This window comes from Bradyrhizobium manausense, assembly GCF_018131105.1.
GTDB lineage: Bacteria > Pseudomonadota > Alphaproteobacteria > Rhizobiales > Xanthobacteraceae > Bradyrhizobium > Bradyrhizobium manausense_B.
The window spans coordinates 3601127-3618077 of record NZ_JAFCJI010000001.1; the positions used below are offsets into that span (position 1 = coordinate 3601127).

At 64.2% G+C, this 16951-nt stretch carries 14 protein-coding genes; 10 read left to right on the top strand and 4 right to left on the bottom strand.

Annotation, left to right across the window (positions count from 1 at the left end; all coding sequences use genetic code 11):
- Positions 1 to 130: 130 nt before the first annotated feature.
- From JQ631_RS17270 to JQ631_RS17305, 8 genes are all read left to right on the top strand, one after another.
- Positions 131 to 1009, top strand: coding sequence for a shikimate dehydrogenase (locus JQ631_RS17270; RefSeq protein WP_212327873.1), 879 nt, complete (start codon positions 131 to 133; stop codon positions 1007 to 1009).
- Positions 1010 to 1064: 55 nt separating this feature from the next.
- Positions 1065 to 2195, top strand: a complete 1131-nt coding sequence (locus tag JQ631_RS17275) for an ABC transporter substrate-binding protein (protein WP_212327875.1) — start codon at positions 1065 to 1067, stop codon at positions 2193 to 2195.
- A gap of 79 nt (positions 2196 to 2274) precedes the next feature.
- A complete protein-coding gene (locus JQ631_RS17280) occupies positions 2275 to 3150 on the top strand; it encodes a branched-chain amino acid ABC transporter permease (protein ID WP_212327877.1) in 876 nt (291 codons plus the stop codon).
- Positions 3147 to 4145: a branched-chain amino acid ABC transporter permease gene (locus tag JQ631_RS17285; protein ID WP_212327879.1), complete on the top strand. Its 999-nt coding sequence runs from the start codon at positions 3147 to 3149 to the stop codon at positions 4143 to 4145. The genes JQ631_RS17280 and JQ631_RS17285 overlap by 4 nt, the downstream gene beginning before the upstream one ends.
- The gene (locus tag JQ631_RS17290) at positions 4142 to 4885 is read left to right on the top strand and encodes an ABC transporter ATP-binding protein (RefSeq protein ID WP_212327881.1); all 744 of its coding nucleotides are present in this window, start codon (positions 4142 to 4144) and stop codon (positions 4883 to 4885) included. The genes JQ631_RS17285 and JQ631_RS17290 overlap by 4 nt, the downstream gene beginning before the upstream one ends.
- A gap of 12 nt (positions 4886 to 4897) precedes the next feature.
- Positions 4898 to 5635, top strand: a complete 738-nt coding sequence (locus tag JQ631_RS17295; RefSeq protein ID WP_212327882.1) for an ABC transporter ATP-binding protein — start codon at positions 4898 to 4900, stop codon at positions 5633 to 5635.
- Complete coding sequence (locus JQ631_RS17300) at positions 5632 to 6690, top strand: Gfo/Idh/MocA family protein (RefSeq protein ID WP_212327883.1); 1059 nt, start codon at positions 5632 to 5634, stop codon at positions 6688 to 6690. Before JQ631_RS17295 ends, JQ631_RS17300 begins: the two co-directional genes overlap by 4 nt.
- On the top strand, positions 6687 to 8558 hold the full coding sequence (locus JQ631_RS17305) for a bifunctional sugar phosphate isomerase/epimerase/4-hydroxyphenylpyruvate dioxygenase family protein (RefSeq protein ID WP_212327884.1): 1872 nt from the start codon (positions 6687 to 6689) through the stop codon (positions 8556 to 8558). The genes JQ631_RS17300 and JQ631_RS17305 overlap by 4 nt, the downstream gene beginning before the upstream one ends.
- A gap of 179 nt (positions 8559 to 8737) precedes the next feature.
- On the opposite strand, the gene JQ631_RS17310 is transcribed toward JQ631_RS17305, so the two are convergent.
- Positions 8738 to 9910, bottom strand: coding sequence for an ABC transporter substrate-binding protein (locus JQ631_RS17310; RefSeq protein ID WP_212327885.1), 1173 nt, complete (start codon positions 9908 to 9910; stop codon positions 8738 to 8740).
- Positions 9911 to 10233: 323 nt separating this feature from the next.
- On the opposite strand from JQ631_RS17310, the gene JQ631_RS17315 reads away from it, so the two are divergent.
- Entirely contained in the window at positions 10234 to 11496 is a 1263-nt protein-coding gene (locus tag JQ631_RS17315) for an NAD(P)/FAD-dependent oxidoreductase (RefSeq protein WP_212327886.1), read from the top strand.
- Positions 11497 to 11622: 126 nt separating this feature from the next.
- Here the strand turns inward: JQ631_RS17315 and JQ631_RS17320 are convergent, their stop codons facing one another.
- Together JQ631_RS17320 and JQ631_RS17325 are read right to left on the bottom strand one after the other, a co-directional pair.
- Positions 11623 to 12834 (bottom strand): ABC transporter substrate-binding protein, encoded by a 1212-nt coding sequence (locus JQ631_RS17320; protein ID WP_212327887.1) that lies wholly within the window; start codon positions 12832 to 12834, stop codon positions 11623 to 11625.
- A gap of 41 nt (positions 12835 to 12875) precedes the next feature.
- Positions 12876 to 14084, bottom strand: a complete 1209-nt coding sequence (locus JQ631_RS17325; protein ID WP_212327888.1) for a cytochrome P450 — start codon at positions 14082 to 14084, stop codon at positions 12876 to 12878.
- Positions 14085 to 14167: 83 nt separating this feature from the next.
- On the opposite strand from JQ631_RS17325, the gene JQ631_RS17330 reads away from it, so the two are divergent.
- The gene (locus JQ631_RS17330; protein ID WP_212327890.1) at positions 14168 to 14671 is read left to right on the top strand and encodes a MarR family winged helix-turn-helix transcriptional regulator; all 504 of its coding nucleotides are present in this window, start codon (positions 14168 to 14170) and stop codon (positions 14669 to 14671) included.
- Positions 14672 to 15029: 358 nt separating this feature from the next.
- Here JQ631_RS17330 and JQ631_RS17335 read toward each other — a convergent pair whose 3' ends face one another.
- Entirely contained in the window at positions 15030 to 16880 is a 1851-nt protein-coding gene (locus tag JQ631_RS17335; RefSeq protein WP_212327892.1) for a feruloyl-CoA synthase, read from the bottom strand.
- Positions 16881 to 16951: the final 71 nt, after the last annotated feature.

Consider the following 16951-nt stretch of genomic DNA (forward strand, 5'->3'; position numbering starts at 1 on the left):
TAATGTTAGGTTTGCCGGATAAATGGGTAATTGTGTTAGGCAGGGGAATGACTATCGTCCCTCTTGGAATTGCGCGGATTTCCCCGCTAATGGCCTGATATCAACGCGCCTCAAGAGACGATAGTGGATCATGTCTAGCCGCGGCCCTGCTGCCCCCAAAAAGCTCCTGACCGGCCTGATCGGCGCGCCGATCGCCCATTCCGCCTCCCCTGCCATGCATGAACGCGCCGCCGAGGCACTCGGCCTGCGCGGTCATTACCAGCTCATCGAGGTCGCCGGCGCCGATGCCGCTGGGCTGCGCATGATGATCGAGGGCGTGCGGCGGCTCGGCTTTGCCGGCGTCAACGTCACGTTCCCCTACAAGGAAGCCGTGGTGCCGCTGCTCGACGAGCTGGCCACGACCGCGGCCACCATGGCTGCGGTCAACACCGTCGTCGTCAAGAACGGCCGGCTGATCGGCCACAATACCGACACCACCGGCTTTGCGCGCGCCGTCAAACCGTTGCTGGCGCCATCCAAAAATGCAGTGGCCGTCATCGGCACCGGCGGCGTCGGCAAAGCGATCGCTTTTGCGCTGGCGAGCCTTCAGGTGGCGGACCTTCGCATCTTCGACAGCGAGCCGGCGCGGGCCGAGAAGCTCGCCGCGCTGCTGGCCAAGCATGGCGGCGCGCGGGTGGCCCGAAGCGTCGCGGATGCGCTCGACGGCGCAACCGGCCTCGTCAACGGCACGCCGGTCGGCATGCTGCCGAACCGCGACACGCCGGTGCCGCCGGCCCTGCTGCGCAAAGACCTGTGGGTCGCTGACGCCGTCTATTCGCCGCTGATCACGCCGCTGCTTGCCGCTGCACAAGCAAAGGGCGCGCGGATCATGACCGGGCGCGAGCTTGCGATCTACCAGGCCGCCGACGCCTTCGAACTGTTCACCGGCCTTGCCCCGTCGACCGAAGTCATGGGAGAGGCTTTTGACGCCGTGATGGCCGCACGTGGCGCCGCCTATCAGGCAACCTGAGACGAAGCGGCCGGACACAAGGCCGCTTGCAAAATTGAAACGGGAGGAGAGGACGATGAAGTCAACGCTACTGGTGGGCGCGCTGCTTACCGCAATCACGACGACGGGCGCCTTCGCACAGGCGATCAAGCTCGCGGACGTCGCTGAGCTCTCGGGCGGCGGCGCCACGGTCGGCACCAACTGGAAGAACGGCATCGACCTCGCGATCGAGGAGATCAACGCCAAGGGCGGCGTGCTCGGCCGCAAGCTCGAAGTCACCCATGCCGACTCGCAGTCGAACCCCGGCGTGGCGCGCGCGCAGGTGCAGAAGGCGCTCGACGCCGAGCCCTATGTGCTGCTCGGGCCCGGTTATTCCGGCTCGGTGAAAGTCACCGCCCCACTCGCCGCCGAAGCCGGCATCACACAAATCATGGGCGGCGAGGCCGCCGAGCTGACGCAGGCCGGCAACAAGTTCCTGTTCCGCACTTCGTTCGGCCAGCAATCCTCGATGCCGAAGGTCGCAAAATACATCCATGACGACATGAAGGCGAAGACGGTCGCGGTGGTCTGGGTCAACAATGACTTCGGCCGCGGCGGGCGCGACGTCGTGATCAAGGAACTCGAGCGGCTCGGCTCCAAGGTGGTCGCCGACCTCTCCACCGAAGCGGGCCAGGCCGATTTCGCCGCCGACGTCGGCAAGATCAAAGCCGCCAACCCCGACGCCGTGTTCGTCTACCTCAACGAAGAAGAGAGCGCGCGTATTCTCAAGGAGCTGAAGCGCCAGGGCGTCACCGCGCCGCTGATGGGCGAGACCACGCTGATCGGCCAGAAGGTGATCGAGCTCGCCGGTGATGCCGCCAACGGCGCGCGCGGCCATGTCGGCCTCACCACCGACGCGCCGGTCGACCTGATCAAGGGTTTCCGTGACCGCTTCTCGAAGAAGTACAACTATGTGCCCGATCATAACGGCCTGAAGGGCTACCTCGCCGTCTACATGGTGAAGGCCACCACCGAGAAGATGGGCAAGGTCGATCCGAAGGCGTTTGCCGACACGCTGCATGGCTTGACCATCAAGGCCGCCGACGAGCCAGGCATTCTGATGGACGTCACCTTCGACCAGAACGGCGACATCGATCGCCAGAGTTTCCTGGTCGAGGTGGTCGACGGCAAGCAGGTGGTGAAGCAGGTGCTGCCGAAGGTGAAGTGAGGTCTATCCCTTCTCCCTCGCCCCGCTGTTCGCGGGGAGAGGGAGAAGAAGGAGCGGGCACGGGACGCGAGAGGGGACAATGTCCAATCTGTTCGATCTTCTGGTCGCGGGACTGGCCACCGGCGCGATCTATGCGCTGGTTGCGGTTGGCTTCACGTTGCTGTGGCAGACCTCGCAGACCATCAATTTCGCGCAAGGCGAGTTCGTGATGCTGCCGGCGTTCCTGATGCTGGCCGCGATGCATGTCGGCGCGCCGTTCTGGCTCGCGATCATCCTTGGCATCCTGCTGTCGATGATCCTGCTGGGCCTCGCCTTCAAGATGCTGCTGGTCGATCCGATGATGCGCCATGGCGTGCTGCCGCTCGCGATCGCCACCATGGCGCTGGCGATCGGCATCAAGGAAGCCGTGAAGCAGTTCTTCAGCGCCGAGGCCTCACCCTTCCCCTCGATCGTGCCGACCGGCGACATCACCGTGCTCGGACACGTGGTCTCGCTGCAAAGCATCGGCGTGCTCGTCGTCGCCATCCTGGCCGTCTTCGGCCTGACCACGCTGCTCAACCGTACCTCGCTCGGTCACCAGATGCAGGCGGCAGCCCAAAACCCGACGGTCGCGCGAATCATCGGCGTGCCCGTCGAACGCATGATTCTGCTGACCTTCCTGATCAACGCCTTCCTGGTCGCGCTGGCCTCGCTCCTGATCACCCCGATCTATCTCGCCAAATTCTCCTCCGGTGAGGTGCTGGGCCAGGCCGCCTTCATCGCCGCGATCGTCGGTGGCTTCAACCAGGTGCGCGGCGCCATCGCCGGCGGCCTGCTGATCGGCGTGCTCGACAACCTCGCGGCCGCCTACATCTCGACGCAGTATCGCGCCGCCGTGCCGATGATCTTCCTGATCGCCGTCATCCTGTTCCGGCCGCAAGGACTGCTCGGCCGCGCCGAGGAGCGCACGGTATGAGCGGCTTCGCCAAACCCCTGAAGATCGCGCTCGGGCTCATCGTCATCGCGGGGCTGATCGCGATTCCCATGAACTTCAACCGCTACGGCCTGTTCATCCTGAGCCAATGGGCGGTGATGACCATCGCCGCGATGGGGCTCAACCTCACGCTCGGCTATGCCGGCCAGGTCTCGCTGGCGCAAGGCGCTTTCGTCGGCATCGGCGCTTATGCCTCAGCGATCATGACAACGCATGGCTGGCCGCTGCCGGCCGCGATCGTGGTGGCGATCGTGCTCGCCTTCGCGGTCGGCTGGGTGCTCGGCTACCCCGCGCTGCGCGTGCAGCACCATTACCTCGCCTTCGTCACCCTCGCCTTCTCCACGCTCGCTTTCCTCGTGTTCCGCAACGAGAGCTGGCTGACGGGCGGCATCTATGGCATCTCCAACATTCCGCGCCCTCATTTCTTCGGGATCGCGACCACCAAGCCGCTGCCGTTCTACTATGTCTGCCTCGGCTCGCTTGCGATCGTCTCACTGGCCATCTGGTGGCTGATCCGTTCGCCCTGGGGCCGGGCCTTCATGGCGCTGCGCGAAAATCCGCTGCGCGCGCAATCGCTCGGCATCGACACCCGCCGGTATACGCTGATGGCGTTCGCGATCGGCTCGGCGCTCGGCGGCGTCGCCGGCGCGCTCTATGCGCCGCTGACGCAGTATATCGACCCCGTGCCGTTCAACTTGTCGCTCTCGCTCGATCTTCTGATGATGGTGATCGTCGGCGGCGCCGGCTTCTATTTCGGCCCGTTCCTGGGCGCGATGATCGCGGTGCTGCTGCCGGAATGGCTGCGCTTCACCGAAGGGTATTATCTGATGCTCTACGCGATCGCGGTGATGGGGCTCCTGGTCTGGTCGCCTACCGGCATTCTGGGAATCCTCGACCGCTATGTGGCCGAGCGCCGCACCAAGGCTGCGTCGGCTTTGCGGGCCGTCGCGAAATCGCGCCTGGAGACGGCGCAATGAGTGCGGTGCTCGAAGTCACAGACATCAGGAAGAGCTTTGGCGGCATCACTGCTGTCGACGGCGTTTCCTTCGACGTTCGCGAGGGCGAGATCCTCGGCCTGATCGGCCCGAACGGGTGCGGCAAGTCGACCTTGTTCAATTGCATCCTCGGCCAGCTCACGCCGACGGGTGGCGAGGTCAAGCTCGACGGCAAGCTCGTCACCGGCCTGCGTCCAGCGGAACTCAACAAGCTCGGTGTCAGCCGCACGTTCCAGCTTCTGCAGGTATTCCCAAAACTCTCGGTGCGCGAGAATTTGATCCTCGCAGGACAGGAGCATCAGGGCAATATGGCCTCGCGCCTGGTCGGCCGTTCAGATGCCGGACTGACCGATGCAGCCAACCAGATGATCGGCTTCTTCAAGCTCGATCATCTCGCGGAAGAACCGGCCGGCGGCCTGTCCTACGGCCAGCAAAAGCTGCTCGATGCCGCCATGGCGTTCATGGGCGGCCCGCGCCTGGTGCTGCTCGACGAACCTGCCGGTGGCGTCAATCCGACAATGTTGTCCGACCTCAAGGAGCGGCTGGTCGCGATCAATCGCGAAAGGAATGCCACCTTCGTCGTGATCGAGCACAACATGGAATTCGTGATGTCGCTGTGCTCGCGCGTGATGGTGATGGCGGAAGGCAAGGTGCTGGCCATGGGACGACCGGACGAGGTGCGCAAGAACCCCGCCGTGATCGAAGCCTATCTCGGGCATTAAGGAGCGCGAGCCATGAGCGATCCGATCCTTACGGTTCAAAATCTCGTCGGCGGCTACGGCAAGATGACGATCCTGAACGGCACGACCTTCTCGGTGCCGCCGGGCACAATCACCACGATCATCGGCCCCAACGGCGCCGGCAAGTCGACCGTATTCAAGGCGATCTTCGGCCTGTTGAAGCTGCGCGATGGCAAGATCAGCTTTGCGGGTCGCGACGTCACGAATTTGAGCCAGCGCGCGCTGCTCAATGCCGGCATCTGCTACGTGCCGCAGGGCCGCAACATCTTTCCGGAGTTATCAGTTCGCAGCAATATCGAGCTCGGCGGCGTCTCCGCCGGGAAGGGCATCGACCTGCCGACGCGGATCGAAGCCGCGCTCGACTTGTTTCCGGCGCTCCGCCGCAAGTCGGCCCAACAGGCGTCGACGCTTTCGGGCGGTGAGCAGAAGCAGCTCGAGATCGCCCGTTCGCTGCTGCTGGAGCCAAAGCTGGTTCTGATCGACGAGCCCTCGATCGGCCTCTCCCCGCTGATGGTGCAGCAGACATTCGACATCCTCAAAGGCCTGCGAGACCGCGGCGTCACCATCCTCATGATCGAACAGAACGCGCGCTCGGCGCTGGAGATCTCGGACATCGGCATCGTGCTCGAGCTCGGCCAGACCCGCATGGTCGACAAGGCGGAGCGCATCCTGAATGATCCCCGCATCGGCCAGCTCTTCCTCGGCGGCGCCATGGAGGAGAGCGCGGCATGAGCGCGCCCATGCGCATCGCAATTGCCGGTGCCGGCCTGATCGGCCGCCGCCATGTCGAATTGATCGACGCTGCGCCGGATTGCGTGCTGGCCGGCATTGCCGACCCTTCGCCCGCAGCGAAAGAGTTTGCGCGGACGCTCAACACGTCCTGGCGTGCGGATCACCGCGCGCTGCTGGCGGACGAGAAGCCCGACGGCCTGATCATCGCCTCGCCGAACGCGCTGCATTTCCAGATGGCGCTCGACTGCGCGCAGGCCGGCGTGCCGGCGCTGATCGAGAAGCCGGTGACCGACACCGTCGCGGCCGCACAACGCTTGTGCACGGCCGTCAAACGGAGCGACGTGCCGATGCTTGTCGGCCATCATCGCCGCCACAATCCCATCATCAAGGCCGCGCGTGGGGCGGTGACGAGCGGCAGACTCGGCCAGCTCACCGCTGTGGTCGGGTTGTGGCTGCTGAAAAAGCCTGATGATTACTTTGATGTGGCATGGCGGCGCGAGCATGGTGGCGGTCCGCTGCTCATCAACCTCATTCATGACATCGACAATCTCCGCTTCATCTGCGGGGAGATCACCGAGGTGCAGGCACTGACCTCGAACAAGGTTCGGGGCTTCGCCGTCGAGGACACCGCTGCATTGCTGCTGCGGTTCGCCAACGGCGCGCTGGGGACGGTAACCGTGTCGGACGCAACTCCGGCGCCATGGAGCTGGGAGCTCGCATCCGGCGAGAACGCTGCGTACCCCAAGCAAGACCAACCCTGTTACATTTTCTCCGGCACCGCCGGCTCGCTGTCGGTACCGAACATGGAGCTGTGGTCCTATACGCAACAGCCCGGCTGGCACGCGCCGTTGTCGCGCGCGACCATCGCACCGCCGGCATTCGATCCGCTCGCCGAGCAGCTCCGGCATTTCTGCGCGGTGATCGCAGGCCGCGAACAGCCACTCATCTCAGTTGAAGATGCGATGGGGACGCTCGCGGTCGTCGAAGCCGTCAGCAAAGCCGCGCGTACGGGCCAAAAAATATCTCCGGGCCGTCTCATGGAGCAGGCAGCATGAACAAGCGCTCGATCGCAACCGTCTCTCTTTCAGGCCCCCTCGACGAAAAACTGCGCGCCATCGCATCCGCCGGCTTCGAAGCGGTCGAGATCTTCGAGAACGATCTGTTGTCGTTCGGTGCAGGTCCGCGCGACATCGCAAAGCTCTGCAAGGACCTCAATCTCGAGATCTGCGCGTTCCAGCCGTTCCGCGATTTCGAGGGCATGCCGGAGCCGCAGCGCTCACGCAACTTCGCCCGGGCCGAGCGGAAGTTCGACCTGATGCAGGAGCTCGGCACCGATCTGCTGCTGATCTGCTCCAACGTGTCGCCTGCCTCGCTCGGCGGCATCGACCGCGCGGCCGATGATTTTCGCGAGCTCGGCGATCGCGCCGCCAAGCGGGGCTTGCGCGTCGGCTACGAGGCACTGGCCTGGGGGCGGCATGTCAACGACTACCGTGACGCCTGGGAGATCGTGAGGCGCGCTGATCATCCCGCGATCGGCGTGATCCTCGACAGCTTTCACGCGCTGGCGCCCGGCTTCCCGGTCCGCGCCATGGCCTCGATCCCCGGCGACAAGATCTTTCTTGTGCAATTGGCCGACGCCCCCAAGCTCGAGCTCGACATCTTGTCGTGGAGCCGCCACTTCCGTTCCTTTCCTGGCCAGGGCGATCTGCCGGTCGTCGAATTCATGCAGGCGATCGCCGCGACCGGCTATGCCGGGCCATGGTCGCTGGAGATCTTCAACGACCAGTTCCGCGCGGGCTCGGCGGCGCAGACCGCCGTCGACGGCCTGCGCTCGCTGATCTTGTTGCAGGACCAGCTCGCCCCGTACTGGCCAAAGCTCGTCGGCGAGCCCCTGGCGCCAAAGGCCAAGAGCAGCGGCACCGGCTTTATCGAGTTCGCGGTCAACGAGACCAAGGCCGGCGAGCTCGCGCATCTGTTTTCACAGCTCGGCTTCCGCAAGACCGGCAGGCATCGCAGCAAGGCGGTGGAGCGCTGGTCGCAAGGCAAGGTCGAACTCGTGATCAACTCCGAGACCGACGGCTTTGCGCATTCGCATTACGTCACGCACGGCCCCGGCGTCTGCGCCATCGCGCTCGATGTCGACAATGCCGGCCTTGCCATGCAGCGGGCCGAAACGCTGAAGGCGCGCACCTTCTATCAGCCGGTCGGACCGGGCGAGCTGGAGATTCCTGCGATCCACGGCGTCGGCGGCAGCCTTCTTTATTTTCTCGACCAGGCCGGCAGGAACTGGGACACGGATTTTGAGCCAGTGACGAGCGACACAAGTGCCGATGCGCTGCTCGCGGTCGATCATATCGCGCAGTCGATGCCCTATGACGAGATGCTGTCGTGGCTGCTGTTCTACACCGGCATCCTCGACCTGAAGCGGCTGCCGCAGATGGAGATCGCGGACCCCCGCGGCCTCGTGCAGAGCCAGGCCCTCATCAATGGCGACCAGAGCCTGCGCTTCGTCGTCAACGGCTCCTCCGCCAACCGCACGCTGCCGGCCCGCTTCATCTCGGAGTTTTTCGGTTCAGGCGTGCAGCATGTCGCCTTTGCGTGCGAGGATATCTTCGCCACCGTCGCCGCGATGCGTGCGCGCGGCGCGGACTTCCTGGATATCCCCGGTAATTATTACGACGACATCGAAGCCAAATACGACCTGGCGCCCGATGTCATGGCAAAGCTCCGCGCCAACCACATCCTCTACGATCGCGAGGGTGATGGCGAATTCTTCCAGGTCTATACGCACATTTTCGACGAGCGCTTCTTCTTCGAGATCGTCGAGCGGCGGAGCTATCAGGGTTTCGGCGCGCCCAATGCCGGCATCAGGCTGGCGGCGCAGGCGCGCGAGGTGCGGCCTGCGAGCATGCCGCGGGCGTAGGCTCCAGCCACCCCGTCATCGCGAGGAGCGCAGCGAAGAACCGATTCAGAATCCCTTCGCGGGAAGATTCTGGGTGGCTTCGCTACGCACGCAATGACGGAGGGAGAGCCCCTCTCCCCGCATCCGCCTCCGCCAAAGCTTCGGCGAGACAGGCGCATGGAGAGGGAGCGAGCAAAGCTTCACTTCATCGGGCACTTGTCGTGGAAACGATCCTGGTCGTTCTCCACGATGGTCGCAACCGTCTTCAGCGAGAGCTGGCCTTCACCGTCCTTGACCACGTCCTGGAGATAGAAGTTCTGCACCGGGATGTGGTTCTTGCCGTATTTGAAGGGACCGCGCAGCGACTTGAAGTTGGCCTTCTCCATCTCGGCCTTCATCGCATCCTTCTTGCTGGTGTCGCCCTTCACCGCGACGACCGCGCTGTTGATGAGCTGGGCGGCGTCATAGGCTTGCGCGCCGTAATAGGTCGGGCGCAGGCCGGTGTACTTCTTGCGGTAGTCGGCGACGAAGCGCTTGTTCTGCTCGTTGGGCAGGTCGTTGACCCATTCCTGCGCGCCGGGAACGCCCAGCGCGTTATCCTTCTGCAGCGGCAGCGACAGCTCGTCGACGGTGAACGCCGTGTAGAGCGGCATCGTGCTCTTCAGGCCCGCCTGCGCGTACTGATTGAGGAACTGGACGCCGGCCGCACCGGGATAGAACACGAAGATCGACTCCGCGCCCGAGGCGCGCGCCTTCGAGAGTTCGGCGGAGAAATCTAGCTGGCTCGGCCAGACCGTGTATTCCTCGCCCTTGACCTCACCCTTGAACGTGCTCTTCACGCCCGCCAGCATGTCCTTTCCAGCCGCGTAGTTCGGGCCGATCAGGAACACACTCTTGACGCCCTTCTGGTTCATGTAGAGGCCCATGGCGGCGGGCGTCTGGTCGTTCTGCCACGAGGTCGAGAACACGTAAGGCGAGCACAGCTCACCGGCGAGCTGCGACGGACCTGCATTCGCCGAGATCAGAATGGTCTGCGAGTCCACCGCGGTCTTGAGCGAGGCGAGCAGCACGTTCGACCAGATGTAGCCGACGAGGAAGTCGACCTTGTCGGACTGCACCAACTTCTCGGTCTTCTGCTTGCCGACATCAGGCTTCTGGCCATCGTCCTCGTAGATCACCTCGACCGGCTTGCCGTCCATCTTGCGGCCCATGTGGTCGAGTGCGAGCTCGAAGGAATTGCGCATGTCGTTACCGATCACGGCGGTCGGGCCGCTGAAGGTCGAAACGAAACCGATCTTGATGGTGTCGCCGGCGAAAGCCGGGCTTGCCAGCACCAGCGCCGCTGCGCCCGCCAGCCAGAATGTCGTCCTCATAACCACTCCCCTCCTTATTATTGATCCCGGAAACGGGGTCATCGCCGCCCCGGGCCTGTCTCTATTGAACGCAAAATCCGTCGCGCCGCCAATGGCTCAGCGCCCGCCCCTGCACCATATTTCGCCCCAAACCGGGATGGCAAGAAATATAGTTCTACTCACTTCGGCCGAGGCCGGCAAAAAGGTCGGCCGTGGTGCTGCGGCGCTTTTTCGCGGCAGATCGATACATCAGGCCTATTCCCCGATTGATGACGGCTATTGGACCACGGCGCCCAATCCGCTCTTAAATGAGTGAGAGCAGCAGCGAGATTCGAGGGTGCATCATGGCCACAACTCCCCATCGTGTCGTCATCGTCGGCGCCGGCTTCGGCGGGCTGGAGACGACCCACCGGCTCGCAGGCAGCCCGGTCGAGATCACGCTGATCGACCGACGCAACCATCATCTGTTTCAACCGCTGCTCTATCAGGTCGCGACCGCATCGCTCTCGACCAGCGAAATCGCCTGGCCGGTCCGCCATCTCATGCGCGACAGGCGCGAAGTGACGACACTGTTTGCGACCGTGAGCGGCGTCGATGCCGCGCGCCGATGCGTGCTGATCGATGACGGCAGCGAGGTGCCCTATGACACCCTCGTGCTCGCGACCGGCGCGCGCCACGCCTATTTCGGTCATGACGAATGGGAAACGTGGGCACCGGGCCTGAAGACCCTGGAGGACGCGACCACGCTGCGCCGTCACATCCTGGTGGCGTTCGAGCGCGCCGAGCGCGAGACCGATCCGGCGAGGCGCGCCGCGCGGCTGACCTTTGTGATCATCGGCGCCGGCCCGACCGGCGTCGAACTCGCCGGCACCATCGCCGAGATGGCGCATCACACCTTGCCCGGTGATTTCCGCAACATCGACACGACCAAGGCGCGCGTCGTGCTGATCGAGGCTGGCCCGCGCGTGCTCGCCGGATTTCCGGATGAGCTCTCGGCCTACGCGCAGGCCTCGCTCGAAAAAATCGGCGTCGAGGTCGTACTGGGTCAGGCGGTGACTGACATCAATCGCGAGGGCGTTGTCTTCGGTGGCACACGGCTCGATGCAAAGACACGGATCTGGGCCGCCGGCGTGCGGGCCTCACCTGCAGCCGAATGGCTGGGCGCACCGAGCGATCGTGCGGGCCGCGTGCAGGTCGAAGACGATTTGAGCATTCCCGGTCATCCCGAGATCTTTGCGATTGGCGATACCGTTGTGATCAACGCCTGGGACGGCAAACCGGTGCCTGGCATCGCACCGGCGGCCAAGCAGCAGGGCAAGCATGTCGCCGAGACCATCAAGGCGCGCTTGCGCAGTGCGGCCACCGGTCCGTTTCGCTACAAGCACTCCGGCAGTCTCGCCCAGATCGGCAAGCGGCTCGCGGTAATCGACTTCGGCAAGGTCAAACTGCGCGGTACCATCGCATGGTGGATCTGGGGCATCGCCCACATCTACTTCCTGATCGGCCTCCGCCACCGCCTCAGCGTCGCGCTGAGCTGGCTGTGGATCTACGCTCGGGACCAGCGGGCGGCGCGGCTGATCACGCAGGGGAGCAGCAAGGTGGTGTAAGTACTCCGCTCGTGTCCCGGACGCGGCGCGGCACGAAATGACGCGTCGCAGAGCTGGGACCCAGAAGCTGTGGACCCCGGCTCTGCAGCGCAGGGCTACGCGCCGCACTGCGTCCGGGCACGAGACCTACTTCACCAACTCGCATCCGCCTTCCGCCAACGGCCGGAACGCCTGCTCCGCCGGAATCGTCGAGACCAGCTTGTAGTAATCGTATGGATATTTCGATTCCTCTGGCTTCTTCACCTCGAACAGGTACATGGGATGCACGACACGGCCGTCCTGGCGGATTGCGGTGTCGCCGAACAGCTTGTCCTTGCCTTTGAACTTCTTCATCTCCGGCACGACGTCCTTGGCATTGTCGCTGCCGGTCGCCGCGACCGCGTTGAGATAAGCGAGCGTGGACGCATAAACGCCGGCCTGGTTGCCGCTCGGCATCTTGCCGTTCATGCCGGGCCGCGCGGCGAAGCGCCTTGCGAAGGCGCGGGTGTCGTCGTTCATATCCCAGTAGAAGGCCTCCATCAGCTGGAGGCCTTGTGCGACCTTGATGCCCATGCCGTGGACGTCGTTGATGAAGAGCAGGAAGGCGACGAGCTTCTGCCCGCTCTGCTGGATGCCGAACTCGGCGGCCTGCTTCACGGCGTTGATGGTGTCGCCTCCGGCGTTGGCAAGCCCGATCACCTGCGCCTTCGATCCCTGTGCCTGCAACAGGAAGGACGCGAAGTCCGACGTGCCGAGCGGATGCTTGGACGAGCCGAGCACCTTGCCGCCATGCGCCTCGATGTATTTCTGCGCTTCCGCCTCGATGCCCTTGCCCAGCGCGTAGTCGACCGTCAGAAAATACCAGTCCTTGCCGCCGCGCGATAGCATCGCCGCCGCCGTTGTGTTGCCGGTTGCCCAGGTGTCGTTGACCCATTGGATGGTATTGGGTGAGCAGGCCTTGCCGGTGAGATCGGCGCTCGCGGTCGACGACGCCAGGAATGTCATCCGGCTGCCGCGCAGGAGCGTGTTGATGGAGAGGCCAACCGCCGAGTTCGGCACGTCGACGATGGCATCGACCCCTTCGACATCGAGCCATTTGCGCGCGATGGCATTGCCGACGTCAGCCTTGTTCTGGTGGTCGGCATAGACGATCTCGACCTTGATCCCTTTGCCGCCGCCGTTGAAATCCTCGGCCGCCATGCGCGCGGCTTCGACCGAGCCCATGCCATTGGTGTCCTGGAAGATGCCGGAGATGTCGTTCAGCACGCCGACGCGCACGGCATTGTCCGAGATCTCGGCACTCGCCGCGCCGCCGATGAGACTCGCAGCCAGCGCGAGCGTCCACTTCAGATTCTTCATTGGTCCCTCCCCTGTGTTCATCGGTTTCGTCGCCAGCCCTGTCAGGCCGGCGTGATCGTCACCGGCAGGCTGTCCAGCCCGCGCAGCGTGTTATTGAAGCGGCGCTTCGGCTCGCCGGTGATCTCAATCGTGGCGACACGGCGCGCCAGGGCCGAGAGCATCGTCTCGCCTTCGAGCCGCGCCACGAGCTGGCCCACGCACATATGGATGCCGGATCCGTAGCCGACGTGCCCTGAAGTCCGGCGGGTGATGTCGTAGCTGTCAGGCTTGTCCCAGCGCCTGGGGTCGCGGTTGGCGGCGGCGAGAAACATCAGCACCTTTTCGCCCTCGTCGATGGTCGCGCCGGACAGTTCGACCTCACGCGTGGTGGTGCGGAAGAAGGTCTGCACCGGGCTTTCGAACCGCACGGCCTCCTCGAACGCGTTGCGCGCGAGGGTGAGATCGCCGCGCAGGCGCTGCCACTGCTCGGGGAAGCGCGCGAGGCAATACACGGCTGCACCGATGCCGTTGACGGTGGTGTCGAGCCCGGCCGAGAGCAGCGAACGCACCAGCAGCGGCGCTTCGGTCGCCGTGATGGCGCCCTCGTCGACATGGGCGTGGATGCAGGCGCCGATGCCGCCCGGCGTCAGGTTGTCGCGCTGGCACTGGTCGGTGACATAGGCCTGGTGCGGCGCGGAGCGCGCAATCGCCTCCTGGCGCAGCTGGTTCGGCGGCCCGAAGGCGTTGAACACCAGGCTCGCATAGGGAATGAGATGCTCGCGCCCTTCGGGCTTCAAGCCAAGTGCATCCGGGAAGATCGAAAGAGGGTAGGCCTCGGCAAGATCTGCAATCGCATCAAAACTGCGCTTCTCCAGCAGCACATCGACCCGCTCCTCGGCCGCCGCGGCAAAGCGGTCGCGCAGCCCCTTCATCACAGTCGGCGACAGAACCTTTGACAGCACCGCGCGGGTGCGATTGTGCTCGGGCGGATCGGCCTCGAGGATCAGGCTCGGCGGCCGCCACGGCTTTTCCTTCTTGAAGTCGGACAGGCCGACGCCACGACTGGAGCAGAACGTCGTGGGGTCGTTCAGCACGGCATGGACCTCGGCATAGCGCGCCACACCATAGAGCTTCCATTTGTCGAGATAGACGACCGGGCCCGTCTCGCGCAGCAACTCATGCGTCGGATAGGGATCGGCAAAAAAGGCCATGTCGAAAGGATCGACGTCGAGATGTGGGACGCCTGAAACGGCGGGGCTAGATGAGCTCATTGACACCCTCCCTCATTTTGAACTTGTGAAAGGGCAGCGCTTGCCCTTAGGTCATTGGCTACGCCGCGAGACAGAATCCCGATATGCCGCCTTCGACCAGATCCCGCCAAAAACCTGTGCCCGCGGACGTCGGGCCGACGCTCGATCTCGATCGTTACGTTCCGGCCTTCATCACTTTTATCGCCAACAAGCTCTCGAACAGCGCGACCGCATTCTATCAGAAGCAGTTCGGCGTCAACGTCACGGAATGGCGAATCATGTCGTTGCTGGCGATCGAGCCCGGCATCCCCGCCTCGCGCATCTGCCACGTCATCGGTTTCGACAAGGGCCCGGTGAGCCGCACCCTTGCGGGCCTCGAGAGGCGCGGCCATGTGTCGATCCGCACCGATCCCAACGACGGCCGCACGCATTCGATCTCGCTGACGGCGAAGGGCCGCACCACTCATGACAAGGTGATCGTCGCCGCGTTCGAACGTGAGCGGCGGCTGTTGTCCTGCCTGAACAAGGACGAGCGCGAGGTGCTGATCGACCTGTTGCGCCGGCTGCACGAGAATCTCGGCGCGGTGACCAGCGGTACCGAGGCCTGACGGATTACCCTCCAGGCGCGATCCCGAGTCCCTTCCGGGCGCGCGCCGGCCATTGCCGGCGGCACCGTCTCTGCCGAGCATCGTTTCCTCCGATTCGATGCGGCGGTTTCCCCGCCGTCGTCCCGATCTGGAACGGTTCGCATAAATTAGTTGCTTCGGCAACAAAAGAATCGTGCAGGGTAATGCGGCAGAATGACTGGCGTATTTGGGCGGGCGCTTGCCTCTTCCGTCATTGCGAGGAGCGAAGCGACGAAGCTATCCGGTCGTTCCGCGGTGAGCTTCTGGATTGCCTTCGCTACGCTCGCAATGACGGTGAGGAGAGTGCGCCTGGGACTACCAGCGTAGCGCCGCTTAGCCGCTACAACCCAATCCACTCACCCGGCGCGTCATCATTCAGCTGCGCCAATGCCTCTGCCCGCCGGGTCAACACCGCGCGCTGGTTGATGTAGCCCTTGTCGGTGATCTCGCCGCCATCGACTGAAGGCGGTTCCGCAAGCAGCAGCGCGCGCGTCGCGTGACCTGAGGAATTGGCGCCCTGCTGCTTCAGCTTTGCCAGGCCCTGTGTGATCGCGGTCCTGACCTTCTGATGCGTCAGAACATCATTCACGACTGCCGTCTCGGGCAGACCGGCGTGCGCGCGGCAGGCCGCGATGTTCGGGAACACCAGAAACCGCACCTCGTCGCCACCATGACCAGTGACAACGATATCCTGCGCGAGCGGCGCAAGCGCGGCGATACCCGCGACGCGGAGCGTGCCGACGCTGACCCAGGTGCCGGAGTTGAGCTTGAAGTCTTCCGCAACGCGGCCGTCGAAGAAAAGTCCACGCTCGGGCCGTTCTGCGTCCGCCAACTTTACGGCGTCGCCGATGAGATAAAAGCCCTCTTGGTCAAAAGCCTGCTTTGTCAGCTCCGGCGCCTTCCAATAGCCCGGCGTGACGTTGGGTCCGCGCACGCGCACCTCCAGCTTGTCCCCGGACGTCACGAGCTTCAGCTCGGTGCCGGGAATCGGCACGCCGATGTTGCCGGAGCGTTCAGCAAGGAAATGGCAGTCCGTCGCAAGCGGCGAGGTCTCGGTCGAGCCCCAGGCTGAGACCATCGGCATCGAACGGCCGACGGTCTTGATCGAGAGTTCTTCAAGCGCGTCCCAAAGATTTTGGGGCAGCGCTGCGCCGGCATAGAAGGCGAACTTCACCTCGCCGAAGAAGCGGCGGCGCAGTTCCTCATCGCCGCGCAGCGCCGCGATCAGCATGTCAAAACCGCGCGGCACGTTGAAATAGACCGTCGGCATTACGCTCTTCAGATTCGCGAGCGAGGCCGCGAAGAGACCTGGCGCCGGCTTGCCGCCGTCGATATAGAGCGAGCCGCCGTTGCGGAGTACCAGATTGAAATTGTGATTGGCGCCGAAGGTGTGGCTCCAGGGCAGCCAGTCGAGGATCACGAGATCGCTGTCGGCCTGCTCCAGGAACGTCCAGGTCTGCGCCTTGGCCTGCTGGCTCGAGGTCAGCATACGCTGGGTGTTGATGACCGCCTTCGGCGTTCCGGTCGAACCCGAAGTAAACAGGAATTTTGCGATCGTATCAGACGCGACCGCGGTGAAGGCCTTTGCAACATCGGCCGTTTCAGGCGTTGCCGCGATCTCGCGGAAGGCGAGCGCATCGGCGTCGCCGGCGTTGCCACTGATGATCTGCGCCTTGTGCAGCGGCTTGATCGCGGCAAGCGCTGCCGCAAACGTTTTGGTGCTGGAGACATAGATCGCGCCGGGCTCGAGCAGCGCGACCATGCTTTTCAGCTTGTCGAAATCCCTCGACATCAGCGAATAGGCCGGCGAGATCGCGGCCGAGGGAACGCCAACATGCTGGGCGGCCAGCGCGAGCAATGCGTGATCGATGCTGTTGTCGGAGAGAATGACGACTGGGCGCTCGGCGCTGAGACCCTGCGCCAGGATCCAGGCCGCCGCTCCGCGTACCCGCCGCAAGGCACCCGCGTAAGTCACGGTAGCCCAGGGTGTATCGGCGCCGTCACGCTCGGCGAGGAAGACCTTGTCCGGCGTCTGCCGCGCCCATTGCTCCAGCCAATCGCCAATGCAGCGCGCGCTATCACGCAGGGAATCCGCCGAGCGCAGCACGATGCTGCCGTCGGCGCGATGCTCCGCGACGGTCTTTGGCGTGGCGAACAGGCCCGAAGGGTCGCCGCGAGTGGCCGACGTCATGGTTTCCTCCTCGCCCGCATCAGGGATCGGTCGCAGCCTCGTTCCGGGCTGCCTTGGCTATAATGTTGATC